The organism is Pseudomonas graminis (assembly GCF_004364335.1).
Classification (GTDB): domain Bacteria; phylum Pseudomonadota; class Gammaproteobacteria; order Pseudomonadales; family Pseudomonadaceae; genus Aquipseudomonas; species Aquipseudomonas graminis_D.
In genome coordinates this window covers 29,764-44,542 of the sequence record NZ_SOCR01000021.1, presented here as the reverse complement: position 1 = coordinate 44,542, position 14,779 = coordinate 29,764, and the positions used below count along the sequence as shown (strand labels likewise).

The 14,779-nt window shown below is 62.8% G+C and carries 13 protein-coding genes; 11 read left to right on the top strand and 2 right to left on the bottom strand.

The window, feature by feature from the left end:
- Positions 1 to 144 precede the first annotated feature (144 nt).
- On the bottom strand, positions 145 to 666 hold the full coding sequence (locus tag EC919_RS26935) for a DUF2062 domain-containing protein (RefSeq protein WP_133777421.1): 522 nt from the start codon (positions 664 to 666) through the stop codon (positions 145 to 147).
- Positions 667 to 819: 153 nt separating this feature from the next.
- Between EC919_RS26935 and EC919_RS26930 the strand changes: the two genes are divergently transcribed.
- The 8 genes from EC919_RS26930 (at position 820) to EC919_RS26895 (ending at position 7,907) form a co-directional block, all read left to right on the top strand.
- Positions 820 to 3,036, top strand: coding sequence for a DNA internalization-related competence protein ComEC/Rec2 (locus EC919_RS26930; protein ID WP_133777419.1), 2,217 nt, complete (start codon positions 820 to 822; stop codon positions 3,034 to 3,036).
- An 84-nt stretch (positions 3,037 to 3,120) separates the two neighbouring features.
- The gene (locus EC919_RS26925; protein ID WP_133777417.1) at positions 3,121 to 3,795 is read left to right on the top strand and encodes a MotA/TolQ/ExbB proton channel family protein; all 675 of its coding nucleotides are present in this window, start codon (positions 3,121 to 3,123) and stop codon (positions 3,793 to 3,795) included.
- The gene (locus EC919_RS26920; protein WP_065993112.1) at positions 3,792 to 4,223 is read left to right on the top strand and encodes an ExbD/TolR family protein; all 432 of its coding nucleotides are present in this window, start codon (positions 3,792 to 3,794) and stop codon (positions 4,221 to 4,223) included. The genes EC919_RS26925 and EC919_RS26920 overlap by 4 nt, the downstream gene beginning before the upstream one ends.
- Entirely contained in the window at positions 4,223 to 5,218 is a 996-nt protein-coding gene (gene lpxK / locus EC919_RS26915; RefSeq protein WP_133777415.1) for a tetraacyldisaccharide 4'-kinase, read from the top strand. Before EC919_RS26920 ends, lpxK begins: the two co-directional genes overlap by 1 nt.
- Before the next feature lie 17 nt (positions 5,219 to 5,235).
- On the top strand, positions 5,236 to 5,421 hold the full coding sequence (locus EC919_RS26910) for a Trm112 family protein (RefSeq protein ID WP_003174668.1): 186 nt from the start codon (positions 5,236 to 5,238) through the stop codon (positions 5,419 to 5,421).
- A complete protein-coding gene (gene kdsB / locus EC919_RS26905) occupies positions 5,418 to 6,182 on the top strand; it encodes a 3-deoxy-manno-octulosonate cytidylyltransferase (RefSeq protein ID WP_133777413.1) in 765 nt (254 codons plus the stop codon). The genes EC919_RS26910 and kdsB overlap by 4 nt, the downstream gene beginning before the upstream one ends.
- 46 nt (positions 6,183 to 6,228) lie before the next feature.
- Positions 6,229 to 7,248, top strand: a complete 1,020-nt coding sequence (gene murB, locus EC919_RS26900; protein ID WP_133777411.1) for a UDP-N-acetylmuramate dehydrogenase — start codon at positions 6,229 to 6,231, stop codon at positions 7,246 to 7,248.
- 62 nt (positions 7,249 to 7,310) lie between these two features.
- Complete coding sequence (locus EC919_RS26895; RefSeq protein ID WP_133777409.1) at positions 7,311 to 7,907, top strand: nucleotidyltransferase family protein; 597 nt, start codon at positions 7,311 to 7,313, stop codon at positions 7,905 to 7,907.
- Positions 7,908 to 8,007: 100 nt separating this feature from the next.
- On the opposite strand, the gene rne is transcribed toward EC919_RS26895, so the two are convergent.
- Entirely contained in the window at positions 8,008 to 11,373 is a 3,366-nt protein-coding gene (rne, locus tag EC919_RS26890) for a ribonuclease E (RefSeq protein ID WP_432213856.1), read from the bottom strand.
- A gap of 713 nt (positions 11,374 to 12,086) precedes the next feature.
- Here rne and rluC point away from each other — a divergent pair.
- Genes rluC through sppA form a run of 3 tightly spaced genes read left to right on the top strand, consistent with a single transcriptional unit; the run spans position 12,087 to position 14,716 of the window.
- Complete coding sequence (gene rluC / locus EC919_RS26885) at positions 12,087 to 13,046, top strand: 23S rRNA pseudouridine(955/2504/2580) synthase RluC (RefSeq protein ID WP_133777405.1); 960 nt, start codon at positions 12,087 to 12,089, stop codon at positions 13,044 to 13,046.
- On the top strand, positions 13,036 to 13,716 hold the full coding sequence (locus EC919_RS26880; RefSeq protein WP_133777403.1) for an HAD-IA family hydrolase: 681 nt from the start codon (positions 13,036 to 13,038) through the stop codon (positions 13,714 to 13,716). Before rluC ends, EC919_RS26880 begins: the two co-directional genes overlap by 11 nt.
- A 7-nt stretch (positions 13,717 to 13,723) precedes the next feature.
- Positions 13,724 to 14,716 (top strand): signal peptide peptidase SppA, encoded by a 993-nt coding sequence (sppA, locus tag EC919_RS26875; RefSeq protein WP_133777401.1) that lies wholly within the window; start codon positions 13,724 to 13,726, stop codon positions 14,714 to 14,716.
- Positions 14,717 to 14,779 lie beyond the last annotated feature (63 nt).

Sequence of the window (14,779 nt, the reverse complement as noted above, 5' to 3'; positions counted from 1 at the left end):
GTGGGAAAAGACTGATTATGCCGTATGGATGCGGTCAGAGAGGGGGAGCAAGCTCCCCCTCTGGACTTTCCCCGGACACTAGTGACGCGGAGCGTAGGAACGATCATGTCTTCTGGCTTGGCGCGTTCGCGGGCAAGCGCGCTCTTACACTGACTTACGCCGCACCTGACGCGCCTTCCACTGCCGTCCGACCCACCACCGCCAATACGCCATCGTCCCGAAATACCCCGCCACCCCGAGCACGATCCCCGCTACCACCGATCCCAGCAAGAACGGCTGCCACAAGGTGGACAGTTGTCCGCTGATCCAGTCCCAGCTCAGCTCGTCCGGGAGATGCCGCGGCGGCAAGCCCATCAGTAGCGCGCCGATTTTATAGGTGCAATAGAACACCGGCGGCATCGTCAGCGGATTGGTCAGCCAGCATAGGCTCACCGCAATCGGCATATTGGCCCGCACCCAGATCGCCAGCACGGCGGCCAGCAGCATCTGCAACGGCATGGGCATCAAGGCGGCGAACAGCCCGATCCCCATTGCGCGCGCCACGGAGTGTCGATTGAGGTGCCAGAGGTTGGGGTCGTGCAGAAGTGAGCCAAGAAAGCGTAAGGATTTGTGTTCCCGGATGCTGTTCGGATCGGGCATGTACCGCTTGATCAGGTGGCGTGGCATACGGGAATCCGGCGAGGTGGGCGGGAAATTCGGGGAAGTATGCACGGATAGTCGCAAACGCAAATTCAGACTTTGTGACAATTAATAAGCGCGCGTGCCGGGGCATCGACTAAGCCATGGAGGTCGATTTCGCCCGCAGACAAGGAAAGCCTCATGCGCACAGGGATGCTCGCCCTCGCACTCGGATTGCTGACGCTACGTTTTTTGCCGGCATTACCGCCGGTCTGGTTGCTCATGGCGATGCCCGTGGTGGCGCTGATGCTGTTGCCGTTTCGTACCTACCCGCTGGCGTTTTACCTGTTCGGCCTGACCTGGGCCTGTGTGTTGGCTTCGTCCGCGCTGGACGACCGACTGGCCGAGCGCCTCGATGGGCAGACCCTCTGGCTGGAAGGCCGCGTGGTCGGGCTGCCGCAGACCCTCGACGGCGTGGTGCGGTTTCAGCTGGATGATCCCGTATCACGACGCGAGCGGTTGCCCGAACAGATCCGCATTGGTTGGTACGGCGGTCCGCCTGTCAGCAGCGGCGAGCGCTGGCGTCTGGCGGTCAAACTCAAGCGGCCGGGCGGGCTGGTCAACCCCGGCGCCTTCGATTACCAGGCCTGGCTGCTGGCCCAGCGCATTGGCGCCACCGGCACGGTGGTGGACGGCCAGTTGCTGGAACCGGCGCGGGGCAACTGGCGCGACGGCATTCGTCAGCGCCTGCTGAGTGTGGATGCCCAAGGCAGGCAAGGCGGGCTGGCCGCCTTGGTGCTGGGTGACGATTCCGGACTGAGCGCCGCCGACTGGCAAGTCCTGCAGGACACCGGCACCGTTCACCTATTGGTCATTTCCGGGACGCACATCGGCTTGCTCGCCGGCTTGCTCTACGGGCTCGTTGCCGGGCTGGCCCGCTGGGGTGCGTGGCCCCCGTTTTTGCCCTGGCTGCCCTCGGCGTGCATCGCGGCGTTCGCGGGCGCACTGGCCTATGGCGTGCTGGCAGGCTTTGAAGTGCCGGTGCAACGGGCTGTCATCATGCTGGGTCTGGTGTTGCTCTGGCGTCTGCGTTTCCGCCATCTGGGCACGACGTGGCCGCTATTGCTTGCGCTGAATCTGGTGCTGATTGCCGAGCCGTTGATCACCCTGCGCCCCGGATTCTGGCTGTCATTTCTGGCGGTCGCGATCTTGATGCTGATTTTCAGCGGGCGCCTCGGGCGGTGGAGCTGGCTGCAGAGCTGGACCCGCGCACAGTGGCTGATCGCGCTGGGGTTGTTGCCGGTGCTGCTGGCGCTGAACCTGCCAGTGAGCGTGAGCGGTCCGGCCGTCAATCTGCTGGCCGTGCCCTGGGTGAGCCTGTTGATTTTGCCGCTGGCATTGCTCGGCACACTGCTGCTGGCGATCCCGCCCCTTGGCGAAAGCCTGCTGTGGCTGGCGGGGGGCTCGATGGACGGGCTGTTTCGCTGGCTGACGTTCATGGCCGATCTCGCCCCGGCCTGGACCGGCACCCACGTGCCATTGTGGGTCTGGCCGCTGAGCCTGCTCGGCGCGTTGCTGCTGTTGCTGCCCAACGGCCTGCCCATGCGCCCGTTGGGCTGGCCGTTGCTGTTGCTGTGCCTCTTCCCGCCGCAGAAAACCGTGCCCCTCGGGCAAGTGGAAGTGCTGCAGCTGGACGTGGGGCAGGGCCTGGCCATTCTGCTGCGCACCCGCGACCACGCACTGCTGTATGACGCGGGGCCGCGTTTCGGTGATTTCGATATCGGCGAGCGCGTGGTGCTGCCGGCCATTCGCCGCGCCGGAATCAGACAGCTGGATACGCTGCTGCTCAGTCACGCCGATTCCGACCATGCCGGTGGCGCCGCAGCCGTTCGCAAGGGCATGCCCGTTGCGCGGGTGCTGACAGGCGACGTAGGGCGCATGCCTGCCGAGTTGTCGGCCGAGCCCTGCCGTAACGGGGAAACATGGACGTGGGATCAGGTGACTTTTTCCACCTGGAGTTGGGAGCAAGCCGCCGAGGGCAATCAGGCCTCCTGCGTGCTCAGCGTCGAGGCCAATGGCGAGCGGCTGTTGCTCACCGGTGATATCGACGTGGCGGCGGAACGCGCGATGCTCGACGACGGCTTCAACGCCAGCGCCCACTGGCTGCAATCCCCCCACCACGGCAGCCGCAGCTCATCGTCCCGGGCGTTCCTGCGCGCCGTCGGTGCGCGCGGCGTGCTGATTTCCCGAGGCCGGAATAATGCGTTCGGTCATCCCCATCCTCTGGTGATGTCGCGCTACGCGTGGTCCGGCATGGCAACCCACGACAGCGCTGAACTGGGTGCAATCACCGTGCAATTGGGCGCCTACGAAGATGCCCGGGCTGACCGTAGGACACGACGCTTCTGGCGTGACTGAAAGGGATGGTTATTCATCGACACGTTCGGCGAGGCGCCGACGCTATGTTAGAGTGGCGCCACTTTTTTTGAGGGGGTGGTCGCTGTGTGGGAGCTGGTCAAATCAGGTGGCTGGATGATGCTACCGATCATTTTGAGTTCCATCGCCGCCGTCGGAATCATTATCGAACGCCTCTGGACCCTGCGCGCCAGTCGCATCACGCCGCCGCATTTGCTCGGCCAGGTGTGGCGCTGGATTCAGGACAACCAGCTGAGCGCCGAGAAGCTCAAGGAGCTGCGCGCCGACTCGCCACTGGGCGAAATCCTCGCCGCTGGTCTGGCCAATTCCCGCCATGGTCGCGAGATCATGAAAGAGTGCATCGAGGAAGCCGCGGCACGGGTCATTCACGAGCTTGAACGCTATCTGGCAACACTCGGCACCATCGCTGCCATGGCGCCGCTGCTGGGGCTGCTGGGTACCGTGCTCGGCATGATCGACATCTTCAGCTCGTTCACCAGCAGCGGCATGACCGGGAACGCCGGCATGCTCGCCGGCGGCATCGGCAAGGCGCTGATCTGCACCGCCTCGGGCCTGACCGTCGCCATTCCCGCGATCTTCTTTCACCGCTATCTGCAAAGCCGTGTCGACGAGCTGGTGGTCGGCATGGAACAGGAAGCCATCAAGCTGGTGGAAGTCGTGCAGGGCGATCGTGACGTTGACCTCACCGACGCCAAGCCCGACCTCAAGGCTGCGGCCCGTGGCGAGGGCAAGAAGAAGTGAAATTCCGCCGTCGCAAGCCCAGGGAGACCATCGACATCAATCTGGTGTCGCTGATCGACGTGGTGTTCATCCTGCTGCTGTTCTTCGTCGTGACCACTACGTTCACCCGGGAAACCCAGCTGCGTGTCGACCTGCCCCAGGCGGTGACCGGGGCTTCGGCCGATGACGTCGACAAAAAACACCTCGATATCACCATCAATGCCGACGGCGTTTATTCGGTCAACAACACGCTGCTGGGCGACAGCAAACTGGAAACCCTCATCGATGCCCTGCAGAAGGAATCCGAGGGCGACACCAGTCTGCCGCTGTCGATCAGCGCGGACGGCAAGACCCCCCATCAGGCGGTGATCACCGCCATGGACGCTGCAGGCAAGCTCGGTTTCGCTCATTTGCGCATGACCACCGTCGAGGCCGCATCGGCTAACTGATGGCATTCACTGACCGACTGCTCGACGCCTGGTACAACGGCCATCCGGCGCTGGCACTGCTGCGCCCGCTCGAATGCCTGTACCGGCGAGTGGTCAACCGCAAGCGCGCGCGTTTCCTCGCAGGGCAGGGCGAAGTTTATAAATCGCCCGTTCCGGTCGTGGTGGTCGGCAATATCACGATTGGCGGCACCGGCAAGACGCCGCTGATTCTGTGGATGATCGATCATTGCCGGGCGCGGGGGCTGCGCGTGGGTGTGGTCAGTCGGGGCTACGGCGCCAAGCCGCCGAGTCTGCCCTGGCGCGTACTGCCGCAACAGCCCGCCGATCACGCGGGCGATGAGCCGCTGCTGATCGTCAATCGCACCGGCGTGCCGCTGATGATCGACCCCGACCGCTCGCAAGCCGTGCGCGCCCTGCTGGCTGAAGAGCCCCTCGATCTCATTCTTTCCGACGACGGCCTGCAGCACTATCGCCTGAATCGCGACCTCGAACTGGTGCTGATCGATGCCGTTCGCGGGCTTGGCAATCGCCGCTGCCTGCCGGCGGGGCCATTGCGCGAACCGGTCGAGCGGCTGCAGAGCGTTGATGCGCTGCTTTACAACGGCGCGGGCGCGGATCGCGAAGACGGCTTCGGGTTTCAGCTCAAGCCCTCGGCGCTGGTCAACCTGGTAACCGGTGAACGCCGGCCGGTGGATCATTTCCCGCCCGGGCAGCAGGTCCATGCGGTGGCCGGCATCGGTAATCCGCAACGTTTCTTCAACACCCTCGAAGGACTACACTGGCGGCCTGTTCCACATGCGTTCGCCGACCACGCCGTGTTCAGTGCCCAGGCCCTGTCGTTCACCCCGGCATTGCCCGTGGTCATGACCGAGAAAGACGCCGTCAAATGCGCGTCCTTCGCCGCGCCGGACTGGTGGTACCTGGCCGTGGAAGCGGTGCCTTCTCCGGCGTTCGTCAGTTGGTTCGATTCGCAGTTAACCCGTCTTTTGCCATGACTCGCTCAGGATCTCTTATGGACACCAAATTGCTCGACATTCTTGCCTGCCCGATCTGCAAGGGTCCGCTCAAGCTCAGCGCCGACAAAACCGAGCTGATCAGCAAAGGCGCCGGCCTTGCCTACCCGATCCGCGACGGCATTCCGGTGATGCTGGAAAGCGAAGCGCGCACCCTCACCACCGACGAGCGCCTGGACAAATGACCGCAGCGTTCACCGTTGTCATCCCGGCGCGCTACGGATCGAGTCGCTTTCCGGGCAAGCCGCTGAAAACCATCGCCGGCAAGCCGATGATCCAGCACGTCTGGGAGCAGGCGCGTAAAAGCAGCGCAGAGCGCGTGGTAGTTGCCACTGACGATCAGCGCATCGTCGAGGCCTGCCAGGCGTTCGGCGCCGAAGTGCTGATGACCCGCGACGATCACAATTCCGGGACCGACCGCCTGGCCGAAGTCGCCGCCAAGCTGGGCCTGGCCGACGACGCCATCGTGGTCAACGTCCAGGGCGACGAGCCGATGATCCCGCCCGCCGTGATCGATCAGGTTGCCGACAACCTCGCTGCGCACCCTGAAGCGCGCATGTCGACCCTCGCCGAGCCGATCGACGATGTGGCATCGCTGTTCAATCCGAACGTGGTCAAGGTCTGCTCGGACCTCAACGGCCTGGCCCTGACCTTCAGCCGCGCGCCGCTGCCCTGGGCTCGCGATGCGCTGGCGAAGACCCGCGACGAGCTGCCGGAAGGTGTGCCGTACCGTCGCCATATCGGCATTTATGCCTACCGCGCCGGGTTCCTCCACGACTTCGTCAACTGGGGCCCATGCTGGCTGGAAAACACCGAGAACCTTGAGCAGTTGCGTGCGCTCTGGCACGGGGTGCGCATTCATGTGGCCGATGCCCTGGAAGCGCCACCGGCCGGCGTCGACACCGCTGAAGACCTGGAACGCGTTCGTCGTCTGCTGGAGGGTTGATGAGCATGGCTCTGGTCGTTCTTCCACCGTTTTCGCGGATGCACCCATGACGCTGAATGTGCAGCATGACGTGTCTCTCAAGCCCTACAACACGTTCGGCGTGGCTGTGCGCGCCCGGCGTTTTGCCGAAGCGTTCAACGACGACGACGTGCGCGAGGCCCTCGCGTATTCGGCCAGCCACGATGTGCCCCTGATGGTCATCGGTGGCGGCAGTAACCTGCTGCTGACCCGTGATGTCGATGCCCTCGTGTTGCGCATGGCCAGCCGTGGCATCCGCATCACCCATGAGGATTGCGGCGGCGCCATTGTTGAAGCGGAGGCGGGGGAGCCCTGGCATCCTTTCGTGCTGGACACGCTCGCCCAGGGCCTGGCCGGGCTGGAGAACCTCAGCCTGATTCCCGGCACCGTCGGCGCCGCACCGATGCAAAACATCGGCGCTTACGGCGTTGAGCTCAAGGATGTTTTCCACAGCCTGATCGCGATCGATCGACACAGCGGCGAGCTGCGGGAGTTTACCCTGGTCGACTGCGAGTTCGGCTACCGCGACAGCCTGTTCAAGCATCAGCCGAACCGCTGGCTGATCCTGCGGGTTCGTTTCAAGCTCAGCTATTCGGCGAGTCTGCATCTGGACTACGGCCCCGTGCGTCAACGGCTGGAAGAGCAGGGCATTAAAGAGCCTTCGCCGATGCACGTGAGCCGGGCGATCTGCGCCATTCGCAGCGAAAAACTGCCGGACCCCGCGACGCTGGGCAATGCAGGGAGTTTCTTCAAGAATCCGCTGGTGTCCGCCGAGCGCGTGGCTGTCATCAAACTCACGCACCCTGGTGTGGTCGGCTACCCTCAGGCCGATGGCCAGGTAAAGCTGGCGGCCGGCTGGTTGATCGAGCAGGCGGGCTGGAAGGGCTTTCGTGATGGCGACGCCGGTGTTCATGCGCTGCAATCGCTGGTGCTGGTCAATTATGGCGAGGCGTCGGGCAAGCAGCTGCTCGGCCTGGCGCAGCGGATTCAAGCGGACGTCCTCGAGCGCTTCGGTGTTGCGCTGGAAATGGAACCCAACCTTTACTGATCTTGGAATGCGTCCGCTCCCTGTTTGAGTTTCAATCAGCGTGTATCCCATGAGGGTTGAACATGAGTGAAACCCTGTGTGCCATCGTGCTGGCGGCCGGCCTCGGCAGCCGTTACCGGGCCGTCGCCGGTCACCACCGCAACAAGCTCCTGGCGCAATGCCTCGGGCGCGATGGCATCGAGCGATCGGTGCTGGAGCAGGTGCTCGCCAGCGTCAGACCCCTCGCCGATAAAACCGTCCTGCTGACCCGAGCCGATTACAGCAGCGTTGCTGAGCTGGGCCTGCGACACGGCTGTGAAGTGGTGGTGCTGGATTCCCCCGGCATGGGCGACAGCATCGCCGCGGCCGTTTCGGCCGAGCCTGCCCATCGCGGCTGGTTGATCGCATTGGGCGACATGCCCTTCATCCACGCTGACACCCTTGAGCGCGTGGCCCGCTCGGTGGAGGACGACGCCATCAGCGTACCGGTCCATGGTGGGCGGTATGGTCATCCAGTCGCTTTTGGTCGTGCATTCGGGCCGGCGCTCATGGCGCTGGCGGGGGAGAAGGGCGCCAAAAGGCTTTTCCAGGGCGCGCGGATCAAGGAGATCGAAGTCGACGACCCCGGCGTATTGTGGGACGTTGACGTGCCTGCTGCGTTGACCTTTCAACCGCCCTGATCTCAGTCAAGCCCAACCGCGCTAATTGCCACACCCCTGACCGCCAGGCGTAAAAAAGCCCCACCTGCTCACACAGGTGGGGCTTTTTGGTTACAGCCGATTAAACGAGCGGCTTAGGCTCATCCGAGGCTTGGGCCTCTTTCTGCTGACGCTCGGCTTCCAGACGACGGCGGCGCACTTCACGAGGATCGTTCGGTGCACGGCCATTACTGGCAACCGGCAGCGCAATCGCCTCTTCTTTGGCTGGTTCTGCAACCGGCGCCTGAGGAGGTTCAACAGCGACTGGGGCAGCGACGATTTCCGGCGCTGCGGTCTGATCGGCTGCTTCCACGGTTGGCGCGATGACCGGTTCAGCCGCCACTGGCTGCTGAGCAACGGGTTCGACAACTTTAGGCGCTTCGATTTCCGGCGACTTGGCTTGCTCTGGCTCTGCAGCCAGGGCCGGTTCAGTGATCTGAGCGAGCTCAGGCGCATTGGCAGGCTCGGCAGCCTGAACAGGCTCAGCCGCTTTGACAGGCTCAACAACGTGAACCGGCTCAGCGACGGCGACTTCAACCGCCTCATGCAGCAGCGCAGGAGTCGGCATGAAAGCCGGGGCTTCGACAACCGCTGGCGCTTCAACAGCGACCGGAGTCTCGGCACTCGCTGGCGCGTCGGTCGATTCGGCTTCAGCGGCTGCTTTCACCTGACGTTCGAACGGGCTCAACGAGGCGTCGAATGTGGCCACTTCCACTTCCGGCATCACCGAACGCTTGGCTTCAGGCGCAGGGGTTTCGACGACCGGCGCTTCTGGCGCTGCTTCGTAGGCCTGAGCGACCGGCGCTGCTTCAGTTGCGCTGGCTTCGACGGCCGTGTTGGCACGTTCAGCCTGACGGTGGGCATCGGCTTCGGCGGTGGCACTGATGACGCGCTCGGCTACAGCAGCAACGCTTGCACCGGCGGCGACATCACCACGGTCGGCGTTCGCGTGCACTTCGTCATGGGATTCATGACCGTGCTCGTTGCTGTGCTCGTTGCTGTGCTCGTTGCCTTCGCCGTCATTGGCTTCAGAACCTTCTGAACCCTCAACGCCTTCGCTGCCTTCGATTTCATTGCCATTCGCATCACGCTGACGCTCGCGACGGTTGCTGCGACGACGCTGACCGCGTGAACGACGACGAGGACGATCGCCTTCAGCGTGCTCCTGATTGTCCTCCTGTTGCTCTTCGGTCGTCAGCAGGGTTTCGTCTTCGGCAACGACCGCAGCCTGTTCGGCGCGTGGTTGACGCTCCTCACGCGGCGCACGTGGCTGACGCTCTTCACGCGGGGCGCGCTCAGGGCGTTCTTCGCGGGGCAGATTGACAGCCGGTGCGGCGTCGATCGGCTCACGCAGTTCACGCACACGTTCTTCACGCGGCTTGCGGTCTTCACGCCCGGCACGTGGCTGACGCTCTTCCCGTGGGGCGCGGGCCGGACGCTCTTCGCGTGGTGCAGTGGTTTCGTCACGGGTTTCACGAGGCTCGCGCGGTGCACGCTCTTCACGAGGTGCGCGCTCTTCGCGGGGCGCCCGTTCTTCACGGGGTGCGCGTTCTTCGCGATCGGCACGCGGCGCGCGTTCTTCACGCGGCTTGCGTTCTTCGTCACGACGGCCATTACGGCTGCGGCTCTGCTGGCGGCCATTACGGCGCTCGTCGTTGCGCGCAGGGCGCTCAGTAGCCGGCTTTTCGACCACAGCGGCAGGCGCGGCAGCAGCAGGCTCTTCCTTGGAAGCGAACAGGCTGACCAGCGATTTCACCAGGCCCTTGAACAGGCTTGGCTCATGGGCGACCGGTGCAGGCGCAACGGCAACCGGCGCAGCGGCTTCAACCGGAACCGGCGCGTTGGCGCGGGCCGGGGCGGTCTTGACCGCTGCTTCCTGGCGAACCAGGGTGCGGGTCGCGGCGGCAGGCGGTGCAACTTCTTCCACTTCAGCAGCAGCGGCAGCGATTTCATAGCTGGTCTGCAGGCTGTGGGCTTCCGGACTGTCATCACGCAGACGCTGCACTTCGAAGTGCGGGGTTTCGAGATGGTCGTTCGGCAGGATGATGATGCGCGCGCGGGTGCGCAGTTCGATCTTGGTGATCGAGTTGCGTTTTTCGTTGAGCAGGAACGCAGCGACCGGGATCGGCACCTGAGCGCGCACTTCGGCCGTGCGGTCTTTCAGCGCTTCTTCTTCGATCAGGCGCAGGATCGCCAGCGACAGCGACTCAACGTCACGGATGATGCCGGTGCCGTTGCAACGCGGGCAGACAATGCCGCTGCTCTCGCCCAGGGATGGACGCAGACGCTGACGGGACATTTCCAGCAGGCCGAAGCGCGAGATGCGACCGACCTGGACGCGGGCACGGTCAGCTTCGAGGCTTTCACGGACCTTTTCTTCCACGGCGCGCTGGTTCTTGGCCGGGGTCATGTCGATGAAGTCGATGACGATCAGGCCGCCGATGTCGCGCAGACGCAATTGACGGGCGATTTCCTCAGCCGCTTCAAGGTTGGTCTGCAGGGCGGTCTCTTCGATGTCGCTGCCTTTGGTGGCGCGCGCCGAGTTGATATCGATGGACACCAGGGCTTCGGTCGGATCGATGACGATGGAGCCACCGGAAGGCAGTTCGACGACGCGCTGGAAGGCGGTTTCGATCTGGCTTTCGATCTGGAAACGGTTGAACAGCGGGACGCTGTCTTCGTAGAGCTTGATCTTGCTGGCGTACTGCGGCATCACCTGACGGATGAACGTCAGCGCTTCTTCCTGGGCTTCGACGCTGTCGATCAGCACTTCGCCGATGTCCTGGCGCAGATAGTCGCGGATGGCGCGGATGATGACATTGCTTTCCTGATAGATCAGGAAAGGTGCGGAGCGGTCGAGGGAAGCCTCTTTGATCGCGGTCCACAGTTGCAGCAGGTAATCGAGGTCCCACTGCATTTCTTCGCTGCTGCGGCCAAGGCCGGCAGTGCGAACGATCAGGCCCATGTCGGCAGGGGCGATCAGGCCGTTCAGCGCTTCACGCAGTTCGTTGCGCTCTTCGCCTTCGATACGGCGCGAAATGCCGCCGGCGCGCGGGTTGTTCGGCATCAGGACCAGGTAACGGCCTGCGAGGCTGATGAACGTGGTCAGGGCTGCGCCCTTGTTGCCACGCTCTTCTTTCTCGACCTGAACGATGACTTCCTGGCCTTCGCTCAGGACGTCCTTGATGTTGACGCGGCCTTCAGGCGACTTCTTGAAGTATTCGCGGGAGATTTCTTTCAGCGGCAGAAAGCCGTGACGCTCGGAGCCGAAGTCGACAAACGCGGCTTCAAGGCTGGGTTCGATACGCGTGATCCGGCCTTTATAGATGTTGGCCTTTTTCTGTTCGCGGGCCCCGGATTCGATGTCCAGGTCGTAGAGGCGCTGGCCGTCTACCAGCGCAACACGCAACTCTTCGGGTTGAGTTGCGTTAATCAGCATTCTTTTCATGTAGTACCGTCGGTTTCCGGGCTGCCGGAAACGGCGTTCGGCACACACGACTTCTCACGGTCGGTGTCAGGGCACGTCAGGAGTGCTTGAACACTCCAGTGTCTAACGAGGTTCGGCCAGCGGGGCCGAGTCGCGACGACGTTCCTGCTTGCTGTGGTGACAAATGACACCCTGTCAGCAAAAGCTTTGTCAGGAGGAGGAATCAACCATCGGTAGCGGACGATATGAAGCGTCTTGAATAAAGCCTTGTGCTACACAGTCCGACGGTTGTGCGTCTCCACCCCACACGTATCCCTGATAATTCGGGTGCTGCCGCGCGCTGAATCCGCAGCGGGTTGCATTTATCGCAATCTTCCATGGGAAGTTCGCGCGTCATGGCTCAAATAAGGCATGGTTTCCGAAACATTCGCCCGGAGCGACTGCCAGCGACTGCACTTTGTGAACTGGCCTTGAACGTGGGCCTCGATGGCGAGTGACTCACTCTGCGATCGGGCTTGTTTCAGGCCTCATGTCACCTGCGCTCGTTACGCTTGCGTATCTTCCGTTGTCACCGAAAGCCCCGTAGGACGGCCTCGCGCCCTCGTGAATTGCGTTGGGCAGGGCCGGCTGTCATACCGTTTGTCCGCTGTCCAGGCCGCTTTTGGCGGCGTTCGCGACTATAGCAGCAATCATTAAGTGCTTCAAATCCATAAAAAATTGTTATGATTTGCGCCATGACAAATCTCACACCCCCAACCCCCGGCGTCCGGCTGGTAGAGGTTGCGCCGGAATTTGCCGGTCAACGCATCGATAACTTTCTGATCACGTACCTCAAGGGTGTTCCCAAGACCTTGATTTACCGCATTTTGCGCAAGGGCGAAGTGCGTGTGAACAAAGGCCGGATCAAGCCCGAGTACAAGCTTCAGGCGGGCGATGTCGTGCGCGTGCCACCCGTTCGGGTGCCTGAGCGTGACGAGCCCGTGCCCGTCGCCCAGGGTTTGCTGCAGCGCCTTGAAGCCGCCATCGTCCACGAAGACAAAGGCCTGATCGTCCTCAACAAACCCGCTGGCATCGCGGTTCACGGCGGCAGCGGCTTGAGCTTTGGCGTCATCGAAGCCTTTCGTCAGCTGCGTCCCGACGCCAAGGAGCTGGAGCTGGTCCACCGTCTGGACCGTGACACCTCCGGGCTGTTGATGATCGCCAAGAAACGCAGCATGTTGCGTCACCTGCACGAGCAGTTGCGCGGCGACGGCGTGGACAAGCGTTACATGGCACTGGTCCGTGGAAACTGGCCAACCGCGCAGAAGCAGGTCCGGGCGCCGTTGCTCAAGAGCAACCTTCGCTCCGGCGAGCGCATGGTCGAGGTCAACGACGAAGGTAAGGAGGCGCTGACGTTGTTCAAGGTCCTGCGCCGCTTCGGGGGCTTCGCCACCATGGTCGAAGCCCGGCCCATCACCGGTCGTACCCACCAGATTCGCGTGCACGCCCTGCATGCCGGCCATTGCATCGCCGGTGACCCCAAGTACGGTGACGAGGATTTCAGTCGCGAAATTCGTGACCTTGGTGGCAAGCGCCTGTTTCTGCATGCGTATGCTCTGACCGTGCCGCTGCCGGACGGTGGCGAGCTGAAAGTTGAAGCGCCCGTCGACGAGATGTGGGCCAAGACCGTGGAGCGACTGCTGCTTGCGCCCTGATTACGAGCTGCTGATCTTCGACTGGGACGGTACGCTGTCCGATTCCATCGGTCGTATTGTCGATGCGATGCAGGCCGCCGCACACCTTGCCGGTCGCCCGGTGCGTGATGATTCAGCCATCAAGGGCATCATCGGGCTTGGTCTGCCGGAGGCGATTCGCACGTTGTACCCGGACGTCACCGACAGCGACCTGATCGATTTCCGGCAACACTACGCCGACCGTTACATGGCGATGGACGTTGAGCCTTCGAAGCTGTTCGACGGGGTGCACGAGTCACTTGAGGCGTTTCGTGCCGAGGGCTATCGTTTAGCGGTCGCCACCGGCAAAGCCCGGCGTGGTCTGGATCGGGTGTTAAAAGCGCACGGCTGGATCGACTTCTTTGATGCCACGCGCGCAGCGGACGAAACGGCCAGCAAGCCCGATCCGCTGATGCTCAATGAAATCCTGCAGCATTGCGGCGTCAGGCCTGAAAAAGCGCTGATGGTCGGCGATGCTTCGTTCGATCTGCTGATGGCGCGTAACGCCGGAATGGATTCAGTGGCTGTCGGGTACGGCGCGCAAGCGCTAGGCTCTCTGCTTCAATACCAGCCGCGTCTGGCGATCGAGCACTTTTCCGAATTGCGCACCTGGTTGGGTGCGCGGACTGCTGAAACTTCGTTGTTGGGGTAACTGATTTATGTCGGATGAATGGAAATCTCCGTCTTCGCCAGAGCGCGACGACGCAGGGGATGCAAAGAGCTGGAAACTGCTGGAAAAGACCCTGCTCGCGAGTGTGCAGGAGCAGCGTCGGTCGCGGCGCTGGGGGATCTTTTTCAAATCCCTGACCTTTCTTTATCTGTTCGGCGCACTGGCGCTGTTCTCGCCGCTGATGGATTTCGGCAAGGGCGCGTCACGCAGCACCAGCCACACCGCGCTGATCGAAGTGAAGGGGATGATCGCCGACACCGAGGCCGCCAGTGCCGACAACATCGTCGGCAGCCTGCGGGCAGCGTTCGAAGACGAAAAAACCAAGGGCGTGATTCTGCGCATCAACAGCCCGGGCGGCAGTCCGGTGCAATCGGGCTACATCTACGATGAAATCCGCCGTCTGCGCGCGCAGAAGCCGAACATCAAGGTGTATGCGGTGATCACTGATCTCGGCGCGTCCGGTGCGTATTACATCGCCAGCGCCGCCGACCAGATCTACGCGGACAAAGCCAGTCTGGTGGGTTCGATCGGTGTCACGGCGGCCGGTTTCGGTTTCGTCGGGACCATGGAGAAACTGGGTGTTGACCGTCGTACCTACACTTCGGGCGAGCACAAGGCCTTCCTTGACCCGTTTCAGCCGCCAAAGCCTGACGAGACTGCGTTCTGGCAGGGTGTTCTGGACACCACTCACCAGCAGTTCATCGCCAGCGTGAAAGCGGGTCGCGGTGATCGCCTGAAAGACAAGGACCATCCCGAGCTGTTCTCGGGCCTGGTCTGGACCGGCGAGCAGGCGGTGGGCCTGGGTCTGGTCGATGGGCTTGGCAGTGCCAGCTACGTGGCGCGCGATATCATCGGCGAGAAGGAAATGGTCGATTACACGGTTAAAGAATCGCCGTTCGATCGTTTCTCGAAAAAGATGGGTGCCAGCGTCGCCGAGCAGATCGCGATGTGGGCAGGCTTCAAAGGTCCTTCACTGCGCTGATCCTTCAGCTTCATGCGTGATGAAAAACCCGGCCATTGGTCGGGTTTTTCGGGTCGGTTTTTT

Excerpts from the sequence above, each read along its gene's own strand:
- murB (WP_133777411.1), top strand. The coding sequence starts at position 6,229 with ATGACGCTGAATGTGCAGCATGACGTGTCTCTCAAGCCCTACAACACG.
- EC919_RS26930 (WP_133777419.1), top strand. The coding sequence starts at position 820 with ATGCGCACAGGGATGCTCGCCCTCGCACTCGGATTGCTGACGCTACGT.
- rluC (WP_133777405.1), top strand. The coding sequence starts at position 12,087 with ATGACAAATCTCACACCCCCAACCCCCGGCGTCCGGCTGGTAGAGGTT.
- kdsB (WP_133777413.1), top strand. The coding sequence starts at position 5,418 with ATGACCGCAGCGTTCACCGTTGTCATCCCGGCGCGCTACGGATCGAGT.
- sppA (WP_133777401.1), top strand. The coding sequence starts at position 13,724 with ATGTCGGATGAATGGAAATCTCCGTCTTCGCCAGAGCGCGACGACGCA.
- EC919_RS26895 (WP_133777409.1), top strand. The coding sequence starts at position 7,311 with ATGAGTGAAACCCTGTGTGCCATCGTGCTGGCGGCCGGCCTCGGCAGC.
- lpxK (WP_133777415.1), top strand. The coding sequence starts at position 4,223 with ATGGCATTCACTGACCGACTGCTCGACGCCTGGTACAACGGCCATCCG.
- EC919_RS26935 (WP_133777421.1), bottom strand. The coding sequence starts at position 666 with ATGCCACGCCACCTGATCAAGCGGTACATGCCCGATCCGAACAGCATC.
- rne (WP_432213856.1), bottom strand. The coding sequence starts at position 11,373 with ATGAAAAGAATGCTGATTAACGCAACTCAACCCGAAGAGTTGCGTGTT.
- EC919_RS26910 (WP_003174668.1), top strand. The coding sequence starts at position 5,236 with ATGGACACCAAATTGCTCGACATTCTTGCCTGCCCGATCTGCAAGGGT.